At 71.0% G+C, this 19,651-nt stretch carries 18 protein-coding genes and 1 pseudogene; 9 read left to right on the top strand and 10 right to left on the bottom strand.

Annotated features, from left to right (window positions below; translation table 11 throughout):
• The first annotated feature begins 90 nt into the window (after positions 1-90).
• From AW271_RS40705 to AW271_RS15035, 3 genes and pseudogenes are all read left to right on the top strand, one after another.
• Complete coding sequence (locus tag AW271_RS40705; protein ID WP_169806334.1) at positions 91-255, top strand: DUF5999 family protein; 165 nt, start codon at positions 91-93, stop codon at positions 253-255.
• A 39-nt stretch (positions 256-294) separates the two neighbouring features.
• A pseudogene (locus AW271_RS43115) lies at positions 295-593 on the top strand (acyl-CoA dehydrogenase family protein); the annotation flags it as partial.
• Complete coding sequence (locus tag AW271_RS15035; RefSeq protein ID WP_369408406.1) at positions 582-1,445, top strand: acyl-CoA dehydrogenase family protein; 864 nt, start codon at positions 582-584, stop codon at positions 1,443-1,445. The pseudogene AW271_RS43115 and the gene AW271_RS15035, both read left to right, overlap by 12 nt.
• Here the strand turns inward: AW271_RS15035 and AW271_RS15030 are convergent.
• Both AW271_RS15030 and AW271_RS15025 read right to left on the bottom strand, forming a co-directional pair.
• Positions 1,442-2,779 carry a cytochrome P450 gene (locus AW271_RS15030; RefSeq protein ID WP_062337155.1) on the bottom strand — a complete coding sequence of 446 codons (1,338 nt, stop codon included), beginning with the start codon at positions 2,777-2,779 and terminating at the stop codon, positions 1,442-1,444. The genes AW271_RS15035 and AW271_RS15030 overlap by 4 nt on opposite strands.
• A gap of 111 nt (positions 2,780-2,890) precedes the next feature.
• Positions 2,891-4,660, bottom strand: a complete 1,770-nt coding sequence (locus tag AW271_RS15025; protein ID WP_083976641.1) for an LVIVD repeat-containing protein — start codon at positions 4,658-4,660, stop codon at positions 2,891-2,893.
• Between the two features lie 135 nt (positions 4,661-4,795).
• Between AW271_RS15025 and AW271_RS15020 the strand changes: the two genes are divergently transcribed.
• Positions 4,796-5,458, top strand: coding sequence for a DUF305 domain-containing protein (locus tag AW271_RS15020; protein ID WP_062337153.1), 663 nt, complete (start codon positions 4,796-4,798; stop codon positions 5,456-5,458).
• Between the two features lie 66 nt (positions 5,459-5,524).
• Here AW271_RS15020 and AW271_RS15015 read toward each other — a convergent pair whose 3' ends face one another.
• Positions 5,525-5,800, bottom strand: a complete 276-nt coding sequence (locus tag AW271_RS15015) for a hypothetical protein (RefSeq protein ID WP_062337151.1) — start codon at positions 5,798-5,800, stop codon at positions 5,525-5,527.
• A 271-nt stretch (positions 5,801-6,071) separates the two neighbouring features.
• Here AW271_RS15015 and AW271_RS43315 point away from each other — a divergent pair, with 271 nt between their 5' ends.
• Positions 6,072-6,494 (top strand): DUF8143 family protein, encoded by a 423-nt coding sequence (locus AW271_RS43315; RefSeq protein ID WP_500784374.1) that lies wholly within the window; start codon positions 6,072-6,074, stop codon positions 6,492-6,494.
• A gap of 146 nt (positions 6,495-6,640) precedes the next feature.
• Here AW271_RS43315 and AW271_RS15005 read toward each other — a convergent pair whose 3' ends face one another.
• The 6 genes from AW271_RS15005 to AW271_RS14980 form a co-directional block, all read right to left on the bottom strand.
• A complete protein-coding gene (locus AW271_RS15005; RefSeq protein ID WP_218008055.1) occupies positions 6,641-7,831 on the bottom strand; it encodes an MFS transporter in 1,191 nt (396 codons plus the stop codon).
• Positions 7,832-7,878: 47 nt separating this feature from the next.
• Positions 7,879-10,485 (bottom strand): helix-turn-helix transcriptional regulator, encoded by a 2,607-nt coding sequence (locus AW271_RS15000; RefSeq protein WP_062337145.1) that lies wholly within the window; start codon positions 10,483-10,485, stop codon positions 7,879-7,881.
• A 125-nt stretch (positions 10,486-10,610) separates the two neighbouring features.
• The gene (locus AW271_RS14995) at positions 10,611-11,207 is read right to left on the bottom strand and encodes a GAF domain-containing protein (RefSeq protein WP_063817987.1); all 597 of its coding nucleotides are present in this window, start codon (positions 11,205-11,207) and stop codon (positions 10,611-10,613) included.
• Positions 11,197-12,099, bottom strand: coding sequence for a S8 family serine peptidase (locus AW271_RS14990; RefSeq protein WP_218008054.1), 903 nt, complete (start codon positions 12,097-12,099; stop codon positions 11,197-11,199). The genes AW271_RS14995 and AW271_RS14990 overlap by 11 nt, the downstream gene beginning before the upstream one ends.
• A complete protein-coding gene (locus AW271_RS14985) occupies positions 12,096-15,053 on the bottom strand; it encodes an AAA family ATPase (protein ID WP_062337143.1) in 2,958 nt (985 codons plus the stop codon). The genes AW271_RS14990 and AW271_RS14985 overlap by 4 nt, the downstream gene beginning before the upstream one ends.
• Before the next feature lie 35 nt (positions 15,054-15,088).
• Positions 15,089-15,289, bottom strand: coding sequence for an aroma-sacti cluster domain-containing protein (locus tag AW271_RS14980; RefSeq protein ID WP_034385328.1), 201 nt, complete (start codon positions 15,287-15,289; stop codon positions 15,089-15,091).
• A 193-nt stretch (positions 15,290-15,482) separates the two neighbouring features.
• Between AW271_RS14980 and AW271_RS14975 the strand changes: the two genes are divergently transcribed.
• From AW271_RS14975 to AW271_RS14960, 4 genes are all read left to right on the top strand, one after another.
• Complete coding sequence (locus AW271_RS14975) at positions 15,483-15,773, top strand: StsA-related sactipeptide RiPP (protein WP_062337141.1); 291 nt, start codon at positions 15,483-15,485, stop codon at positions 15,771-15,773.
• A 78-nt stretch (positions 15,774-15,851) separates the two neighbouring features.
• Positions 15,852-17,294: a StsB family radical SAM/SPASM domain sactipeptide maturase gene (gene stsB, locus AW271_RS14970; RefSeq protein WP_062337139.1), complete on the top strand. Its 1,443-nt coding sequence runs from the start codon at positions 15,852-15,854 to the stop codon at positions 17,292-17,294.
• Positions 17,295-17,307: 13 nt separating this feature from the next.
• The gene (locus tag AW271_RS14965; protein WP_169806333.1) at positions 17,308-17,583 is read left to right on the top strand and encodes a PqqD family protein; all 276 of its coding nucleotides are present in this window, start codon (positions 17,308-17,310) and stop codon (positions 17,581-17,583) included.
• On the top strand, positions 17,583-18,905 hold the full coding sequence (locus AW271_RS14960) for an FAD-dependent oxidoreductase (protein WP_062337135.1): 1,323 nt from the start codon (positions 17,583-17,585) through the stop codon (positions 18,903-18,905). The genes AW271_RS14965 and AW271_RS14960 overlap by 1 nt, the downstream gene beginning before the upstream one ends.
• On the opposite strand, the gene AW271_RS14955 is transcribed toward AW271_RS14960, so the two are convergent.
• On the bottom strand, positions 18,880-19,575 hold the full coding sequence (locus AW271_RS14955) for a response regulator transcription factor (RefSeq protein WP_157554169.1): 696 nt from the start codon (positions 19,573-19,575) through the stop codon (positions 18,880-18,882). The two genes, AW271_RS14960 and AW271_RS14955, sit on opposite strands and share 26 nt — an antisense overlap.
• Positions 19,576-19,651: the final 76 nt, after the last annotated feature.

Here is a 19,651-nt window from a genome sequence, read left to right as displayed (position 1 = left end):
CTCTTTAGGTGTCCAAAGTAGGAAGAGCGGGCGCAAATCCGCGGATTCGTTCGTTTGATGATCCAGGAGCCCACCTGAGAGGTCGCGATGATGTGTCAGCATCAGCCCCAATGTCCGTCCCCCGACGCCTCCGACCGCGTTTCCGCCCACGTCGTGGCGGCCCACCCGGAACAGGGCTGGAGCCTGCTGTGCAACGGCGTCGTGTTGTTCGAGGACCTCGGCCTGCTGCTCCCCGACGGCAGCGCCGCGCGCTGACCCTCGTTACGCTCCATGCCTCCCGGGCAGGGTTGAGGCATGACGAACGGGGATCTCTACGCGTACGCCGACCTGCTCGACGGGGATGAGAAGCAGGTCATCGAGCGGGTACGCGAGTTCATGGCCGATCGGGTCGCGCCGATCGCCGACGACCAGTGGACCAGGGCCGAGTTCCCACACCAGCTCGTGCCCGAGTTCGCCAAGCTCGACGTCGCGGGCCTCGCCTTCCGGGGCGCGCGCAGTCTGCTGACCGGTTTCGTGGTTCTGGAGATGAACCGGGTCGACCCTCGTGGGGCACCTTCTTCGGGGTGCACGCGGGCCTGGCCATGGGCAGCGTCGCCCGGCTGGGCTCCGAGGAGCAGCGCGAGCGCTGGTTGCCGCGGATGGCCGCGATGGAGAAGATCGGCGCATTCGCGCTCACCGAACCGACCGGCGGCTCTGACGTCGCCGCCGGACTCCGCACCACCGCCCGTCGTGAGGGCGACACGTGGGTGCTCAACGGGGCCAAACGCTGGATCGGCAACGCGACGTTCGCCGACTACGTGATCGTCTGGGCCAAGGACGAGGGCGACGGCCAGGTCAAGGGGTTCGTGGTCGACCGGGGCTCCCCCGGGTTCACCGCCACGAAGATCGAGAACAAGATCGCGCTGCGGACCGTCCAGAACGCCGACCTCACGTTCGAGAACGTGCTGGTGCCGGAGGAGAACCGGCTGGCCGGGGCCGCCTCGTTCAAGGACACCGCGACCATCCTGCGGCAGACCCGGGGCGGCGTCGCCTGGCAGGCCGTCGGCTGCATGATCGGCGCCTATGAGCGGGCGCTGGCGTACTCGAAGGAGCGCGAGCAGTTCGGGCGGCCCATCGCGTCGTTCCAGCTCGTGCAGGATCTGCTGGTGCGCATGCTCGGCAACGTGACCAGCTCTCTCGGCATGGTGGTACGCCTGGCGCAACTCCAGGACGACGACGTCTACCGCGACGAGCACTCGGCGCTGGCCAAGGCGTTCTGCACGGCCCGCATGCGCGAGGCGGTCGGGTGGGGGCGGGAGATCATGGCCGGGAACGGGATCGTGCTCGACTACGGCATGGGCCGGTTCGTCGCCGACTCCGAGGCCATTTACAGCTACGAGGGCACCCGGGAGATCAACACCCTCATCGTCGGCCGGGCGATCACCGGCGAGGGCGCCTTCGTCTAGGCCGCCCAGAGACGGCGGACCGTTCCGGTCACCGGAGCGGCGGGGGTGCGCTTGCCGGTGCGTACCAGGATCGGCTTTCTCGGGAACGCGGTGGCGCCGTGCCTGATCACGTAGTCGACCTCGGTGGTGAGCAGCGACGGCCACTCCATCAAGCCGAGGGTGGTCCGGATCTGCAGGTCCGCGAACGACGCGCCCAGGCAGCGCCGCGCGCCGACGCCGTACGGCAGGAACGCGTAGGGCGAGACCTGGGCGCCGGTCCAGCGCTCGGGGCGGAACGTTCCCGGGTCGGGGAACGAGTTCGGGTCGCGCTGTTCGAGCAGCGGTGAGGCGAAGGCCAGCGCCCCCTTCGGGATCGACGTCCCGCCCACCTCGACGTCCCGGGCGACCCGGCGGGGCAGGCTGAACGGCACGGTCGGGATCAGCCGCTGCGACTCCCGGACCACCGCGTCGAGCTCCTCCTCGTTGCCGGGGGTCAGCCCGGGGGTGCCGAGGATGGTCAGCAGCGCCCAGGTCATCGACATGGCGGTGGTCTCGAACCCGGCGGAGAACAGGGCGTGCAGTTCACCCGCGATCTCGGGGACGCTGAGCCCGTCACCGTTCTCGTCGGTGGTGTGGCAGAGGATCGACAGGGCGTCGCGGCGCGGTTCGTCGGCCCGTTTGCGTTCGATGAGCAGCGCCAGCCGGTCGTAGACGGCCGCGATGTCACGGGTCCAGCGGCCGTAGGGGGTCCAACTGCGTTCGTGCTGGAACATGAAGACCAGCGGATTGATGATCGGCCCGAGCAGGTTCGCCACGGCCTCGGCGAGCTCGGTGTTCCGCTCGTCGGGGTCGAGGCCGAGCAGGCAGATCAGCAGGTTCGCGCGGGTGACATCGAGGAACTCGGCCGCCATGTCGAACGGCTCACCGTCGCTCACGGCGAACTTCGAGCGCTTGAACGTCTGCGCGAACACCGTCGCGTAGTGGTCCATCGCGCTCTTGTGCACGATCGGCATCAGCAGCTTGCGGGCCCGGCGGTGCCGGTCGCCGTTGAAGGTGATGACGGCCTCGAACATCTTCGACCACGGACGCCCCTGCGGGAGGGAGAAGACTCCGTCGCTCAGCCGTTCGAAGACGTCGTTGCCGGTGAAGTAGCTCCGCGCGCCCTCCTCGCCGCGCAGCAGCACGATCGAGGCGTTCCCCCTGGTCAACGGGACGACAGGGCCGGGGAAACCGTCAGCCACCCGGTCCATGGCGAACCAGGCCGAGTGCCGGAGGAATCGGATGTTGTTGACGACGGGGATCCCACCTGGGCCGGCGGCGTCGATCCGCAGCGAGGTGTCGAACATCTTGGCCATGCCGCACGCTTTCCTTCGCTCGTCCGGAGCGTATGCGCGCGATGGGGCCCGATCAAGAAAACTTCATGTGAACGGGCGGGCCCTGGAGAGGCCCGCCCGCTCACTCAGGAACTACCGGCCACCCTTGAGGACGGTCTTCGACAGGTCGATCAGGGCCGACTGGAGGCGGGCCTGGGCGGGGTCGGACTTCTTCAGCAGGGCGGCGGCGGTCTTCAGGGCCACCGAAGCCAGCAGCTTCTGGTGGCGGTCCTTCAGCCGCTGGGCCTCGTCGATGAGGGCGTCGACGGCCTTGGCCTGGACCTTGCCCAGACCGGCGCGCTCGGCCTGCACCTGGTAGGCGCGGACGAGCTCGAAGCTCGACTCCCACGACAGACGCGGCTGACCCTGCGCGTTGAACAGGTTCAGCTTGACCGTCTTCGCGGCCTCGATCTCCTCGTTGGCCACGGCGCTGGTCGGGACCAGCTTGAAGGCGTCGAAACCACGCGCGATCTCGGTGCCGTAGATGTGGCCGTTGTACCAGTACGCCGACCAGAAGCCGCCGAGGACGAGCGCCGAGGCGTTCACCGGGCCGCGGTCGAAGTAGCCGAGCTCCTTCGGGTTGGCCGAGTCGGTGAAGTCCCAGAGCGAGATGCCGCCCTGGTACCACGCCTGGACCATGATGTCGCGACCGGGGATCGGGACCAGCGAGCCGTTGTGGGCCACGCAGTTCTCGGCCGTCGTCTGGGGCGCCGGGAGCTTGTAGTAGCTCTGGAACACCAGCTTGCCGTTCACGATGTTGTAGATGGAGTTGGCGCCCCACGACGGCTGGTCGGTGTCACGGCAGCGAGCGCCGGAGCCACCGCCCCACTCGTCGGTGAAGACGACCTTGGTGCCGTCGTTGTTGAAGGTCGCCGAGTGCCAGTAGGCGTAGTTCGGGTCGGAGACCGCGTCCAGACGCTTGGGGTTCTCGGGGTCCTTGATGTCGATCAGGATGCCGTTGCCGGCGCACGCGCCGGCGGCGAGCCCGATCTCCGGGTAGGCGGTGATGTCGTGGCACTGGTTGGTCACCGGGCGCGGCGACCAGTTGGTGCCCGACGGGTGCTGCGCCGTCGGCGGGGTGTTCTGCAGGCCGTCGATCGCGCCGGTCTCCGGGTTGGCGAACAGACGCGGCTGGGCCACGACCGCCGCGGTCTCCGGGTTCTTCAGCGGGACCTTGATGACCTCGATGCGCCAGAGCGACGTGTTGGGGTCGGTCGCGGCGGTGTTGGCGCAGCCCGCGAGCTCGTCACCGGACCGGACACTGGAGGTGCCCTGAACGTAGACGTAGACGTTCTTCTTGTCCTTGGGGCTGGTCACGACCGTGTGGGTGTGCGAACCACGGCAGGTCTGCACGGCCGCCACCTGCGTCGGGGCGTTGATGTCGCTGATGTCGAAGACGCGGACACCGCGGAACCGCTCGGGGTTCACGGTGCCGGGGGCGCCCTGCGTGCCGCAGTCGATCCGGCCGCGGGTCTCCTCCACCGACATGAACAGCAGGTTGCCGTAGACGGAGAGGTCGCCCTGGCCGCCCGGGCACACCACCGACGTCTTCAGGACCGGATCGGCGCCGGTGCTGAGGTCGTAGATGTTGAACCCGTTGTAGTTGCCGGCGAAGGCGTAGTTCCCGCTGAACGCCAGGTCGGAGTTGGCGAACGAGGAGCTGCCGGGGCTGTCGGGGTTGACGAACCCGGCGGGCTTGTCGTTGTGCTTGGTCAGTTCGAGGCCGCTGGCGGCGGACTGTGCGTCCAGCCAGCCGGCTCCGAGGCCGACACGCGGGTCATCGGCGGCCTGCGCGGCGGTGGGCAGGAAGCCCGCCACTAACGCTCCGGCAGCGGCGATGACCCCGAGGGTGCGTAGTCGCAAGGGGCCGTCCCTTCAGAGGGGTCCTATGTGGTATTTCACCGCGTACCGTAACTGAAAGGGTCTTGATGTTCTATACGTAGACATATCTACTTCTCCGGACAGATGCCGACGGTACAGCGGAAGCAGCCCCACACCATGAGCAACTTGCGCCGACTGAGCGCGTCACTGCTGGTCTCCGGCCTGGTCCTCGCCGGGTGCAGCGAGGAGGCCCCGCCCGCGGCCCCGAACGCGCCGGTGGTCGTCCAGCCCGGCGCGCCAGGGCAGGCCGCCAAGACGCTCACGGGCACCGCGGTGCCCTCGGCCACCCCGGCCGCGTTCACCGCCGCCGACGTCCTGTTCTTCCAGGGGATGATCCCGCACCACGGTCAGGCGCTCCGGATGACCTCGCTCGTGCCCACCCGGACCAAGAACCGGGACGTGACCCTGATCGCGCAGCGCATCTCGTCCACGCAGGAGGACGAGATGACCCAGATGCGCAAGTGGCTGACGTCGCGCGGGCAGGAGGTCCCGTCGGCCGAGCACGGGCACGGCGCCGGCGCGCTGATGCCCGGCATGCTCACCGAGGACCAGTTCGACCGGCTGGAGAAGGCGAAGGACGGCGAGTTCGACCGCCTCTTCACCCAGTTCATGATCGGCCACCACATGGGCGCCCTGGAGATGGTGGACACGTTGTTCGCCGCCGACGGCGGCCAGGAGACCGAGACCTACGTCTTCGCCACCCACGTCGACTCCGACCAGCGCATCGAGATCGACCGGATGCAGCAGTTGCTGGCCGGGATGGGCGGCCCGCTCCAGTAGGACCTCCGGAGAAACCTGCACCGCCCGGGCGATGACCCGGGCGGTGGAGGCGGGAGCCGCTAGGGGCTAGTCCCAGTAGTAGTACTCCTCGACGACGTAGCCGTCATCCCAGTCGTCCCAGTCGTCGTAGTAGTAGTCGTCGTAGTAGTAATCGTCGTAGTAGTAGTCGTCGTCCCAGTCCCAGTCGTCGTAGGTCGTGGACGCGGGCTGGGCGACCGTGCTCACCGCGGTAGTGGTCGCGGTGGTGGCCGTCTCGGCATCCGCCGCTGAGATGGGCCCCAGGACCAGGGCCGCCGCACCGAGGACCCCCGCCCCCACCGTCGCGACTCGCTTACCGTTCATGGCTTCTCCTCCTAGGATTCGCCTGGCTTGCCCCTCCAGGCTTTCCGACGACCGGCAAGCGGCGCGAGAGGGCGTGGTGTTCATTTGACGGGACACGGGCGAGGTTCTGGTGGCCGGTTGAGGGGGTGCTTTTATGTACGCCTTATTGGGCTACGTCCAAGTGCGGCCCTTATGGGGGTCGGTTGGGGACGAATGGGGATGATGTTCGGGAAGCCTTCCGGCGACGGCGGTCCGGCCGATCACGGGTCGGTAAAGGACTTACGCGTCCCTTATGCCGCCGGGCCTCCCCCGACATGATCCACCGCCCGGGCGGCGACCCGGGCGGTGGACGGGACCCTCACCGCCAGCCGTAGTTGTGGTGGTGGTGGTTGTGATGGTTGTAATTGTGGTTGTGGTGCTTGTAGTGGTTGTTGTGGTGATGGCGGTGGTGGCCGTTGCCCCAGTGGTCGTGGGCCGGGGCCACGCTCGCCGATGTGCTCACCGCCGTCGTGGTCGCCGGGGTCGCGGCCTCGGCGGCCGACGCCACCGACACCGGGGTCAGGATCAGGGCCGCCGCTCCGAGGAACCCCGCCCCCGTGATCGCGACTCGCCGCTTTCCGTACATGGGCTTCTCCTCTGGATCGTCCCGACGTTGGTTTACTCTTCTACTTTTTTCTTGTTCGGCCGGAATTGCGAGCGATATGGGCTGTTTTGACGGTGGTTTGCGGAGGTTGTGGGCAATGTTGGGTTTGCTTGGCCTGGGGGCGGGCCGGATTGCCGTTCACTGACTCGCGTGCAGGGCGCGCGAGAGAAACGCCGGACGAAACACTGAATTCCGGTGCGGCGTAGGAGATGCGGCTTTCACGCCGTGGTAACGACGAGGGCGCCGCGCCGGCCGACGGCCCAGATCGCCAGGGCGAAGACCGACGCGGCCATGCCCGCCAGGCACACCGCCCGCCACTGCCCGACCGACCAGAGCACCGAGGCCGCCGCCGATCCGATCGCGCCGCCGACGAAGTTGCCGGTGACGAACGCCGTGTTCAACCGGCTGCGGGCCTCGTGGGACACCGCGAAGATCCGGGTCTGGTTCAGGATGTTGAGCGCCTGCATGCCCGCGTCCACCAGCACCACGACCAGCACGATGAGCGCCGCCGACCGGCCCGCGAACCCGGCCAGGCCGAACGACAGCAGCACCACCACCCAGCCGAGCCCGGTCGCGGGCATCGACCAGCCCCGGTCGTGCAGCCGCCCCGCCCGCTGGGCCGCCACCGCGCCGGCCAGGCCCGCCAGGCCGAACAGGCCGATCACCGAGACCGGGTAGTCGAAGGGCGGCGCGCTCAGCAGGAAGGTCAGCGACGTCCAGAACATGGTGAAGATCGCGAAGCCGGTGCAGGAGAGGGCGAGGGTCCACCGGACCACCCGCTCGCGGCGGACCGTCGAGAACACCGACGCGATCAGCCGGTGGTAGGGCAGCCGGGTCTTGGGCTCCAGCTCGGGGAGCGCCCGGTAGAGCAGCAGCGCCAGCACCAGGGCCAGCACCGACGCCGCCAGGAAGATGGTGCGCCACCCGGCGAACTCGGCGACCAGGCCGCTGATCGTGCGGCTGAGCAGGATGCCGGTCAGGATGCCCGACGTCACCGCCCCGACCACGTGGCCGCGCCGCGCGGGGTCGGCCAGGTCGCCGGCCAGCGGGGTGAGCAGCTGCCCGGCCACGGTCGTGATCCCCACCAGCGTGATCGCGCCCAGCAGCAGGCCGAACGTCGGCGCCAGCGCGCACAGCACCAGCATCACCGCCGACACCACCAGCATCACCGGGATCAGCTTCCGCCGGTCGAGCACGTCGCCCAGCGGCACGAACAGCAGGATGCCGACGGCGTAGCCGACCTGGGTGGCCGTCACCAGCAACCCGGCGCTCGCCGTGGACGCGCCCAGATCGGCGGCGATGAAGTCGAGCAGGGGCTGGGCCCAGTAGAGGTTGCCGACCGCCGCGCCTCCGGCGACGGCGAAGAGGAACGTCAGGCCGGGGGTCATGACCGTCGGTCGCGCTTTCACCCGGGCCATGCTCGCAGGTCCCCCATCGTGGACGTCTACCGGCCCTCTTACGGGTCGGCCGAGCCGAGCACCTGCGCCAGCGCCTGGCGTCCCGACACCCCGAGCTTCGTGTAGACCCGGCCCAGGTGGTTGTTGACCGTGCGCAGCGACAGGTCGAGCCGGTCGGCGACCGCGCGGCCCGACAGGCCCGACGCCACCAGCTTGGCGATCTGGAGCTCCCGCGGGGTCAGCGTGGAGTCGCCGCCCGACAGGTCCGACTGCGGCGTCCTCGCCCCGCCGCAGTCGGTCAGCAGTTCTCTGGCCAGCGTCTGCGCGCTGGTGGCGGCCGTCCGTCGTCCGGCCGCCACGAGTAACCGATACGACGTGGCGGCGCATTCGGCCCCGGCCAGCGTGTGGCCGAGGCGGGCCAGCGTTCCGGCCGACTCCAGCAGCAGGTCGGGGTCCTCGGCCGTGTGGGCGGCGGCCATGGCGGCGAACGCCCTGGTCACCGGGGTCGGGGTGGAGACGGACAACTCGGCCAGGCGGTCGCGGGCCGCCCCGGCCGCGCCCATCCGGCAGGCGTCGGCCAGGGCGTGCGCCTCCAGCAGGGGCGCGCCGGCCCGGCGGGCCTCCTTGGCGGCGGTGAGCGCGCGTTCGGCGGCGAGCGGCAGGTCGGAGGCGGCGACGGCGGCCCAGGCGCGGTTGCGGTTGATCCACGGGTCGACCAGGGCGCCCGGCGGGGCCGGGGTCTCCTCCATCCGGGCCAGCCAGTGGTCGGCCCCGGCGGTGTCGCCCGCCATGGCGTGCGCGCCGACCAGCTCCGACAGGTAGAGGCGCTGGAGGCGGAGCGGGTCGTGGCCTTCGAGCAGCACGATCGACTCGCGCAGCGCCTGCTGCGCCAGGGTCACCCGGCCCTGGGCCTTGGCGACGATGCCGCGCAGGCCCGTCCAGACGCCGACCGTCTGCGGGAGCTGGGTGCGCACCGCCTCCTGGTAGCCCGCCTCGACGGCGGCGGCCGCGTCGAGGAGCGCCCCGGCCAGCACCAGCGCCACGCACCGCACGGTGCGCACCTGCGCCTGGGCCCGGGGCAGGGTGTTGCGGTATTCGACCGCGACGTGCAGGCCGGTCGCGGCGGCCTGGTCGACGAGCCGCCGGTCGCCGGTGAGGCCCGCGGCCACCATGACCGCCGTCGCGGCCCAGGTCACGGCGCGGGGCGGGAGCTCCGGCTCGGGCAGGGCCAGCAGCGCGCCGCCGACCGCGATCGAGCGGGCGACGTCGCCCTCCAGCAGGACGATCCACGTCGACACCGCCTCGGCGGCGCGCTCGCCGGGCGGGTGGCCGCCGGCCGGAGCGGCCTCGCGGTGCCAGTAGTCGATGCGCTCCTGCAACATCGCGCGGCGGTCGGAGCTCTCCTCGTCGGCGCAGTCCTCCGGCTCGGGCAGGATCCCGGCCGCCGCCTCGTAGCGGCCCTGCCAGGCCAGCACCTCGGCCAGCGTCAGGTCGGCGTCGACGCCGCCGCCGGCCTCCCGGGTGGCCATGGCGAGCCGTTCGGCCATGTCGAACTCCAGGTGCTCGGCCGCCTGGCGGGCCCCCGCGAGCAGTTCCCCGACCGAGGAGCCGAGCCCGGCCCGCTGCCGGGAGACGGCCAGTTCGAGCGCGTCGTCGGCGCGGCGGCGCGGGGTCTTGGCGAGCGACTCGGCCAGGCTCTCCCAGATCGCCCGGTGCCGGGCGCGCGGCATGCGCGCCCGGATCACGCCCGCGTACGCCGGGATGGCGAGCCGGGTCTGGATACGCTGGCCGGAGCGTTCGAGCAGGACCAGCCCCCGGCGTTCGGCCTCGACGACCGCCGCGTGGCCGGTGATCGACTCGACCACGGGCTGGCTGAGCGGCTCCTTGCAGGCCAGCACCTCCAGAACGCTCAGCACGGCGGCGTCGTCGACGTCCATCTGGGCCTCGACCAGGTCGCCCAACCGGCCGGTGACCCGCAGGTTCCCCTCCAGGTGCCACAGGCCGTCGACGGTACGCAGGGAGCCTCCCTCCAGGGCCGACTGCACCAGTTCGTACAGCACCAGGGGGTTGCCCGCCGACAGGCGGCGCAGGCTGCGCCGGGTGACCGCGTCGAGGGGGCCGCCGAGGCCGCGTTCGAGCACGGTGTCGACCTCGTCGTCGCCGAGCGGCCCGAGTTCGACCCGGCGGGCGGCCCCTTCCTTCCAGAGCGCGGTGACCACGTCGGGCGCGGTCTGGCCCTGCCGGACGGTCAGCACCACGAACGTGCGGGTGTGCACGGCGAGCTGGAACACCAGCGCGGCCGAGGCCGAGTCGAGCAGGTGGGCGTCGTCGACCACCAGCACCGGCCGCCGCCCGCCCGGGGCGCCGAACCGCGCCACGATCCGGGCGAAGGTGCCGAGCGCGTCGCCCGGCGGGGCCAGGTGCAGCAGGGCGCCGAGCGGGATCGTGCCGGCCGCGCGGGTGCCGGTCGCCGACGCGACGGGGTGGCCCTCGGCCGTCAGCCGGGTCGCCGCCTCCTTCACCAGGCGGGTGCGGCCCACCCCCGGCGGGCCGACGACCACGACGCCTTCGACGTCCGGCTGCGCCGCCGATTCGGTGATGACACCCAGGGCGGCGGCGCGTCCGACGAGCGGCCATGAACGTGTGGGGCGCGCGTCCGGTCCCATTTCGTCCCTTCGAATGCCGCGGTGACGATTCGAGTAGACGAGAGCTTGACTGACTGCCGCCATGTCAAGAAATGTCAGAAATCTGGCGCGATTCGGTCATTGCCGGGAACCGGCGGCAAAGGTATTTAGAGCGCGAGGAGTTCGTCGGCGAGTGCCAGCAGTTTCAGGGCCGCGACGTCGCGGGGGCCGTCGCCGCTCGGCGGGCGGTCGCTCAGCCGCCGGAGCACCACCTGCGGGTCGATCTGGGCGCGCGGCTCGCTGTGCCTGACGCGGAGCAGGAACTCCAGGCCGCAGGCGGCCTGGGTGGCGAACAGGCCCAGGAGCTCGATGTCGTCGAGGTCGCTGCGCGACTCGGCCCGGTCGAGCACCTCCAGCACGCCGACGCACTCCTCGAACCGGATCAGCGGCGCCGCCATGATCGTGGCGGGCACGTAGCCGGTCGACTCGGCGGCGTCCTGGTCGAACCTGGTCGTGGCGAGGTCGTCGGCGACCATCGGCTGGCCGCTGGTGGCGACCCAGCCGGCGATGCCGGTCCCGGCCGGGAACCGGCTGCCGACCAGTTCCTTCTCGCCCTCGCCCGAGACGGCCTCGAAGACCAGCTCGCCGGTCTCGGGGTCGACCAGGAAGATCGACGCGGCGGCCGCGCCGAACATGTGGCGGGCCACCTCCACGATCGACTGCAGCAACTTGCGTTCGGTGCTGTCGAAGTCCTCAGAGGACATCAGGCTCTCCGTTCTGCGCGATGGTGTCCGCAGTGTTGTCCGCGGCGAGATAGAGCACGGTCTTGAGCTGGAACGGCGTCAGCCAGGGGTGTTTGCTCAGGATGAGCGCGCAGATCCCGGCGATGTGCGGGGCGGCGAAGCTGTTGCCGGTGCTGCGCACCACCTTCCCGCCCGTCCAGGCCACCGGGACCTTGACGCCCCGGGCGTGGAACTCGGCGGGCGGCGAGGGGTTGTAGAAGTAGGTCATCGGGTCGGCCTGGTCGTGGCTGGCCACGCTGACGACCGAGGAGAACGTCCACGGGAAGCTGAGCACCGGCATGTTGTGCGCGGCGGCGACCAGCAGGCAGCGCCGGAAGTAGGCCCGGTCGGCCAGCTCCTGGAGGGTGTGCCGGAAGTCCGACTTCGTCGTCGACAGGCTCATGTTGATCACGTCGAAGCCGGCCTCGATCGCCCACCGCAGACCCGTCAGCAGCGCGTCGCCGCTGCCGTTCTTGCCGTCGGTGAGCACCCGCAACGAGCTGATCGAGGTGCCCGGCGCGACCTGGCGGATCACCGAGGCGCAGGCGGTGCCGTGCCCGGCCGGGTCGTGCGGTTCGCACTCGGCGACCGACAACCTCCCGGCGTCGTCGGCGACCACCTGGTACGACGCCTCCAGCCCGCCGACGTGCGGATGGTCGGCCTGGACGCCGGTGTCCAGCACGCAGACCCGCACGCCGGTGCCGTCGGCCCCGCCGTACGCCCACTCCTTGTCGACCGACTCCAGGCGGCTGATCTCGAAGGGCTCCGGCGCGGCCCGGCGGGTGGCCAGCCCCCAGGCCGGCACCCCCGGGAAGTGGTCACGCTGGGCCCGCCGCCACGGCGGCAGCGGCGGGTTGGTCGGCGTCAGGGTCACAGGTCCCCCAGCAGGTCGCGGGTCCGGCGGGCGAGCAGGCTCGCCCCTTTGTCGTCATAGGCGCCGAGCGCTTCGCGGAGGGCTCCGGACGGATCCCGCCCGGCAGCCCGCCGGATCTGGGCGACCTCGACGAGGACGTCGCCACGGAGACAGGGATCGTCGGTGGTCTCGACGAGCTCGGCCGCCCGGCCGGCGATCTCCAGCGCCTCCGCGTGCGCGGGTTGATCGGCGGCCTGGTCGGTCAGTCGAACCGCGATGGCGGCCCTCAGCACCATCGCGGTGACCTCGCCTCTGAGCTGGCGGGGCCCCTCGCGTCTCCCGAGCTCCTGTGCGGCCATGCGGGGGTCGCCCAGGCGGAGGGTCTCACGGGCGGCGTAGATCTCCAGGGTGCCGGCGGCGCCGCCGTGGCCGGACGCGTGCAGCGCGGCGGCGGCGTCGCGGAACAGGGCGCGGGCCCGCTCGTGGTCGCCGGCCAGCGACTCGACCAGGCCGCGCACCTGGGCGACCGCGATGGCGGGCAGGCCCAGGTCGAGTTCGTCGACGTAGCGGGAGGCCGTGTCGAGGGTCTCCCTGGCTTCGGCCAGCTTGCCCGACAGGCCCAGCAGCCGGGCCCTGGTGAGCAGCACCGGCACCAGCAGGGCGCGGTCGCCGACGAACCGCTCCAGCAGGTCGGCGCAGAGGGCCAGGCCCTCGCCGACCGGGGTCGGCGACCACTGGACCAGCTCGCACAGGCCGCCCAGCAGGCGGTCCTCCTCGTAGCGGTCGCCCATCGCGCGGGCGCGGGTCACGCCGTCGCGCAGCGCCTGGTCGGCGGCGCCGAATCGGCCGGCGTCGATGTGCGTCCAGGCTTCGAGCTGGTGGAAGCGGCACCAGCTGAGGTCGTCGTCCTGTTCGAGCCGGTCGCGCAGCGCCTCGGGGTCGGTGCCCCGGCCGGTGCGCAGGCCGAGCATCTCGCGCTGGATCGTGCAGGTCAGCGCGGTGCGCGGGTCGCCGGGGAGCATCTCCTCCGCGGCGTCGAGGGCGGCGGCGGCCTTGCTCGCCTCCCCCCGCGCCAGTTCGGCGTCGCTGATCAGGATCGCCAGGCGGCGGTGCTCCTGCCGGCCCTTGGGCAGGATCTCGCGGCCGCGTTCGAGCAGCGCGATGGCGGCCGGGAGGTCCTTGCGGTGCAGGGCCTCGCCGCCGTCGCGGATCAGCGCGGTCGCGGCGCGGTCGGTGAGCTCGTCGAGGAGGGGGTCGAACGGGCGGACCTCGCGGGTGAATCGGCAGGCGGCGAGCAGGTGGCGGCTGATGTCGCCGGACGTCCAGCTGCGGAACGGGGTGTCGTCGGCGGCCTCCTGCTCACCCAGCCAGTCGGCGAGGCGGCGGTGCCAGTCGGCGCGCTGTTCCTTGCTGGTCAGGGAGTAGACGGTCTCGCGGGTGAGGGTCTGGGTGAACTCGAAGGCGCCCGGCTGGGAGCCGCGTCTGACCAGGCGGTCGCGCTGGAGGCTGCGCACCGGTCCCGACGGGGTCTCGCCGCCGAGCATCTCGACCTGGCCGAGGGTGAACATCTGGCCGATGGTCGCGGCCCGCTCCAGCACCTCGCGTTCGTCGCCGCCGAGCCGGTCGAGCCGGGCGCCCAGCAGCGCGGTGATGGTGGGCGGCAACGAGCCGTCGCCCTCGGTCAGGGTCTCCAGCATCAGCTCGGCGAACAGCGGGTTGCCGTCGCTGCTGGCGGCGACCCGCCAGTGCAGGGCCTCGTCGGCGTGCGCCATGACCTCGACGCGTTCGGCGCACAGCTCCTGGACGAGCCGCGCGACGTCCGCGCCGCTCAGCGGCCCGAGCTCCAGCGACATCCCGCAGGCCACGCCGCCGCCCCAGCCGGGACGCAGCTCGTAGATCTCCGGCCGGGCCACGCAGACGAACAGCACCGGCACGTCGGTCAGCCACGACACGCAGTCGTCGACGAGTTCGAGCAGGGTCGGCTCGGCCCACTGGAGGTTGTCGAGCACCACCACGAGGGGGCGGTCGTCGGCCATCACCTCCAGGAAGCTGCGCACCGCGCGGGCGATCTCGGCGACGCCGGGGGTCTGGCCGTTGCCCGCGAGGGCGCGCAGGGTGCGTTCGCCGTCGGGGCCGACCGCCGCCGCGACGGCGGGCCAGTCGCCGTTGACGTCTTCGAGCATCTCGGCGATCGGGCGGTAGGTGGCACCGATGCCGTACGACGGGCAGCGCCCGGTCAGCACCCGTACGCCCGGCGGGAGCCGGTGCAGGAACTCGCGCACCAGCCGGGACTTGCCGATGCCCGGCACGCCCAGCAGGGTCGCCATCCCGCACAACCGTTCCCTGATCACCCGTTCGTGCAGGCGGGTGAGCTGGGCGAGCTCCTCGTCGCGGCCGATCAGCGGGACGGTGTCGGCGCCGGCCTCCCCGGCGCGGTCGGGTTCGACGTCGACCAGCCGCCAGGCCCGGACGGGGTCCTTCTTGCCCTTCAGCGTGAGCGGCGGGACCTCCTCCATGACCGCGTGCTGGCGCACCAGCCGGGCGACGTCGTCGCCGAGGAGGATCTCGCCCTCCTTGGCGGCCGACTGGATGCGGGCGGCCGTGTTGACGGTGTCGCCGATGACGCGGACGTCGGTCCCGGTGTTGCCGACCACCATGACCTCGCCGAACGCCACCCCGACGTGCGCCCCGATCCGGACGCCGACGGTGCGTTCGAGCTGGTCGGCCAGTTCGTACACCGATCTCATCGCGCCGTGGGCGGCGAGCACCGCGCGCAGGGCGTCGTCCTCGCGGCTGAGCGGGATGCCGAAGACGGCCATGATGGCGTCGCCGATGTACTTCTCGATCACGCCGCCGTTGGCGAAGATCGCCTCCCTGCACCCCGCGTAGTAGCGCTCCAGGATCTGCATGAGCAGCTCGGGGTCGAGACGCTCCGCGAGTTCGGTCGACCCCGAGAGGTCGATGAACAGGACCACGATGTGACGACGAGCCGGCCTCGACCCCTGCATGCTCAGACCAGCTTCAATTCCTGGCCCTCAACTTCGGGCGCGACGTCGTCGAGACGTCTCTTGATCGAGTTGAGCAGGGTGACCTCGGTCTGGTTGAGCGAGGCGAACACGTCGCGCTGCCGCTCGTCGAGCAGGTCGATGGGGTGCCCTGCGGCACGTAGGTCGGCCAGTGCGTCGTACGCCCCCGAACCGGTTCTGTTCATCACTCGTCCTCACCGCGTCACGTCTGAAAAGTCCGCTTTTGCGTAAGTGTGGAAGCGCACCAGGCGATCGGCCAACCCCACATTCGTGGGGTCTTTCCAGCAGGTCAGCCCACGTTTGTGGGGTTGTCCGGCCCGCGCGTCACCGGCACATACTCGACTCGCAACGCATCCGAATCGCTAGAGAGGTGAAGGCATGTCCTTCGATCCCACTGAGGAACTGCGTCAGGCCGGCATTCTCAACTCCCAGCTGGCCGCCGAGGTCGAGGAGGCGTTCGCCACCCTGACCCGTGAAGAGGTCGACCTGCTCATCTCCCTCAAGGACAAGCTGCCGAACGCCCTCCCGGGCGTGCTGGCCGGCGTCTCCGCCGGCGCCGGCGCCGACGGCGAGTGGTCCGAGCCCGAGGTCGTCGCCCACACCATGGCCGCCGCGGCCGACTGCCTCTGCGGCGCCTGGTCGGGCTCCGGCTCCGGCGCGGCCAACTAGGCACCACAGTTCGCGGACGCGGCCCCGGACGCCGAAGGCGGGGCCGCGTCCACGCGGTGACGAGGGAGGGAGAGCGACATGCCGGGGAAGCTGGTCAAGAACCGCGCCCTGTTCGAGGTCCCCGAGGGCCTCACCTATTTCGTCCACGACGACAGACGTCTCGTGGTCAATCCGCACTCGGGCGGCCGGGTGGTGCTGACGTCACGGGAGTTCGGCGTGCTGACGGCGCTGGCCCGTGCCCTTCCCCTCGACGAGACGCTGGAGAACGAGAAGGCCCTGGCGAAGCTGATCCTGAACTACGTCGTCTACTACGACGGCCACCGCCCGAACGTGGCCTTCCAGGAGCCGAAGCTCAAGCAGGCGTACTACGCGATCACCGACGGCTGCAACCTGCGCTGCCCCTACTGCTACGCCTCGTCGGAGAAGTGCCTGCCGAACGAGCTGAAGACCGACGAGTCGCTGCGCCTGATCGAGGAGATCGCCGCGTTCGGCGCCGAGTACGTCATCTTCACCGGCGGCGAGCCGATGCTCCGCAAGGACCTGTTCCAGATCGTCGAGCACGCCAGGTCGCTGGGCCTGAAGTGCAACATCGTCACCAACGCGACGATGATCAGGAAGCCGGAGACGGCGCGGCGGTTCGCCGAGCTGTTCAACTCGGTCACCGTGAGCGTCGACGGCGGCACCGCCGAGACCCACGACCGCACCCGCGGCGCGGGCTCGTTCGCCAAGACCCACAAGGCGCTCCAGCTGCTCAACCAGGCGGGCGTGGTTCCGAAGATCAACCACATCGTGACGTCGGAGAACATCTCCGAGCTGGAGGACTTCGCCCAGTTCGTGGAGGGGCTGGAGGTCCACAGCATCCGGCTGATGTACCACAACAAGCTCGGCCGGGGCGTGACCGACAAGGCCGACTTCGGGTGGCAGGACCACATGCGGATCCAGGAGATCGCGTGGACCTCCCCGGCGGCCGGCAAGCTCAGCCCCGACGGCCCCAAGCCGCTCGGCCCGTGCGCCGTGAAGGCCAACTGCGGCATGGGCGGCAACGAGATCTACATCAACTCGCTCGGCGACGTCTACCCGTGCAAGCTGGTCACCGGCCACGAGCACTACGCGGGCAACGTGCGCGAGCAGTCGCTGGCCGAGATCTTCGGCGCGCCGGTGCTGAAGGAGATGCGCACCAGCTCGGTGCTCGGCGGCGAATACCACGCCGACTGCGCCCGCTGCTACATCAAGGCGTCGTGCGGCGGCGGCTGCCGGGCCTCCCACATGGCAGAGTCGCTCGACATCAAGCGCAACAGCCGCCACCAGTGCCGGATCCTGCGCCACGGCATCGCCACCCAGCTCTGGCTGGAGTCGGGCGCGACCGGCGCCGAACTGGCCGCCGGCAACGACGTCATGACGACCCCGCGCCTGGTCGCCGACGACACGATCCACCCGGTCTTCGACGACTGGACGCGCTACGTCCCGCCGATGCGCGAGCCGATCAAGGTCGGCAAGCTGCTCCCCATCACGCCTGTCTAAGCGAGGTATGACCATGGCACTGACGATCAGCGACGACGTGATCTGGCAGGAGACCGCCGACGGCGTGTCGCTCTACCACACCGAGACCGGCGCGTTCTCGACCCTGAACGAGACCGGCTCCAAGATCTGGATGATGGTCGAGCAGACCGGCGAGCGCGAGCCGATCGCGTTGTCGATGTCGCGTGCCTACGCGCGCGGCAACGAGGCGGTGAGCCGGCGCATCGTGACCGAGGTCAACCAGTTCATCGGCGCCATGGTCGAGAACGGCATGCTCCTCGAAGAGGCGTGATGACCCGCGCTGTGGTCCTCGGCGGCGGGCTGGCCGGGGTGCTGGCCGCCGTCGCGCTGACCCGGCACGCCGACGAGGTCGTGGTCGTCGAGAGCGACCACTACCCGGCGGGCCCCCGCCCGAGGCGGGGGCTGCCGCAGTCCCATCACAACCACGTGCTCATGACGGGCGGCATCCGGGCCCTGGACGCACTCCTCCCGGGCGTCGTGGACGACCTGCTCGCCGCCGGCGCCCACCGCCGCAACCTCCCCGGCGACTGCCTGATCTTCTCCGGCGAGGGCTGGTTCCACCGCGTCCGCACCGAGGCCGACCTGATCGCCTGCGGCAGACCCCTCCTGGACGAGGTGGTCAGAAGGCACGCCGCGATCGAGGTCGTCCAGGGAGTGGCGGCGGTCGGCCTGACGGGCGACACGAGAAAGGTGACGGGGGTCCGTCTCGGCACGGTGACCGACGGGTGGAAGCACATCGCCGCACCCGGTCGTGCGGGCGGAATCGCCGAGATCCGCACCACGACCGGCGCGCCCCTCGGCGACCTGCCGGAGATCGCCCGATCCGAGGTGATCGGCGCCGATCTGGTGGTCGACGCCACCGGCCGCCGCTCCGCCGCCCCCACCTGGCTGGCCGCCCTGGGCGTTCCCGCGATAGGCGAAATCACGGTGCCCTCTGGGGTCGCCTACGCCACCCGCCTCTACGAGGGTTCGGGCGAGATCCCCGCCGTGCTGGTCCACCCCAAGTACACCCCGGCCAGGGGCGGCACGTTGTTCCCCATCGAGGGCAACCGGTGGATCGTCACGATGACCGGCGATCCACCTCTCGACGAGGCGGGCTTCCTCGCATACGCCCGAGCGCTACGAGACCCGGTCATCGCCGACCTGATCGAGAAGGCGAAACCCGCCGGGCCGATCCGGCCCTGCCGCGACACCGCCAACCGGCGGCGTCACTTCGAGGACGCCGAGCTCCCGGAGGGTTTCCTCGCCGTCGGGGACAGCGTCGTCACGGTCAACCCGGTCTACTCGCACGGCATGTCGGTGGCCGCCATGACCGCGCTGCGGATCGCCGAGGAGGGTCCCAGTCAGCGGGCGGTCGCCGAGGTGGCCGACCGGTCGTGGCGGATGGCGGTGGCCGAGCCGCGCAAGGGCGGCGACGCCAAGGTGGGGCGGGCGGTGCTGAGCAGTGCGGGGCTGGCCGCCGAGGTGTTCCACGGCCAGGCGCTCATCCCGGCCGTGCGCGACCACCAGGCCGTCTTCCGGGCCATGGTCGACGACCTCGTGGAGCCGCTGACCGCCGAGCAGGCGATCAGCCAGTTCGCCTGGGCGCGATGAAGCCGAGCTCGTAGGCGATGCCGACCGCGTGCGCGCGGTTGGCCGCCTGGAGCTTGTCGAGGATCCTGGCCAGGTGCGACCGCACGGTCCCGGCGCCGATGCCGAGCCGGCCGGCGATCTGGGCGTTCGACAGGCCGGTGGCCACCAGGGCGAGCACCTCGGCCTCCCGGCGGGTGAGCGCGGCCAGGTGGTGGTCGACCCCGGTCATCGCGCCCGCGATGCGGTCCCTGAGCCGGGTGATCATCGCGGTGGAGATGAACGTGTGCCCGGCCGCGACCAGCCGGATCGCCGGCACGATCTCGGCGAAGAGCGACGGCCGGTGCACGAACCCGCCGACCCCCTCGCGCAGCGCCCGTCCGAGCAGTTCCTCGTCGAGCTCGTCGGCGACCAGCACGACGTGGGTACGGCACCGCGTCAGCGCCTCGACCGCGAGGGCGAACTCGACCCCGGAGTCGAGCAGCGCCGCGCTGACCACGACCACGCGGGGGCGCTGGCGCGCGACCAGGTCGCCCAGCCGGGTCCCGGCGCCGGCCTCGCCGACGACGTAGACGCCGTTGCCCATGTGCAGCGATCCTCTGAGCCTGGCCCGAACCCCCCGGTCCGGATCGCCGACGACCACCCTGACGGGCATCGCCTCGACCGAGAGGGCCAATTCGGCCTGATGTGTCACCTGAACACCTGAATTGCCCGCTTCTGCCACACAGGCACAGGATGCGCGCATCTGAAAATGCTCACCAGAGCAGCGC

The sequence above is a fragment of the Herbidospora sakaeratensis genome (assembly GCF_001570525.1).
Lineage (GTDB): Bacteria > Actinomycetota > Actinomycetes > Streptosporangiales > Streptosporangiaceae > Herbidospora > Herbidospora sakaeratensis.
Note: the sequence above shows the minus strand (reverse complement) of the source record. Positions and strands in the feature narration are given on the sequence as shown.

Coding starts and splice junctions, on each gene's coding strand:
- AW271_RS14980 (WP_034385328.1), bottom strand. CDS start 15,289: ATGAACAGAACCGGTTCGGGGGCGTACGACGCACTGGCCGACCTACGT.
- AW271_RS14960 (WP_062337135.1), top strand. CDS start 17,583: ATGACCCGCGCTGTGGTCCTCGGCGGCGGGCTGGCCGGGGTGCTGGCC.
- AW271_RS15000 (WP_062337145.1), bottom strand. CDS start 10,485: ATGGGACCGGACGCGCGCCCCACACGTTCATGGCCGCTCGTCGGACGC.
- AW271_RS43315 (WP_500784374.1), top strand. CDS start 6,072: ATGCCGCCGGGCCTCCCCCGACATGATCCACCGCCCGGGCGGCGACCC.
- AW271_RS14965 (WP_169806333.1), top strand. CDS start 17,308: ATGGCACTGACGATCAGCGACGACGTGATCTGGCAGGAGACCGCCGAC.
- stsB (WP_062337139.1), top strand. CDS start 15,852: ATGCCGGGGAAGCTGGTCAAGAACCGCGCCCTGTTCGAGGTCCCCGAG.
- AW271_RS15035 (WP_369408406.1), top strand. CDS start 582: ATGGGCAGCGTCGCCCGGCTGGGCTCCGAGGAGCAGCGCGAGCGCTGG.
- AW271_RS40705 (WP_169806334.1), top strand. CDS start 91: ATGTGTCAGCATCAGCCCCAATGTCCGTCCCCCGACGCCTCCGACCGC.
- AW271_RS14995 (WP_063817987.1), bottom strand. CDS start 11,207: ATGTCCTCTGAGGACTTCGACAGCACCGAACGCAAGTTGCTGCAGTCG.
- AW271_RS15030 (WP_062337155.1), bottom strand. CDS start 2,779: ATGGCCAAGATGTTCGACACCTCGCTGCGGATCGACGCCGCCGGCCCA.
- AW271_RS15015 (WP_062337151.1), bottom strand. CDS start 5,800: ATGAACGGTAAGCGAGTCGCGACGGTGGGGGCGGGGGTCCTCGGTGCG.
- AW271_RS14975 (WP_062337141.1), top strand. CDS start 15,483: ATGTCCTTCGATCCCACTGAGGAACTGCGTCAGGCCGGCATTCTCAAC.
- AW271_RS15020 (WP_062337153.1), top strand. CDS start 4,796: ATGAGCAACTTGCGCCGACTGAGCGCGTCACTGCTGGTCTCCGGCCTG.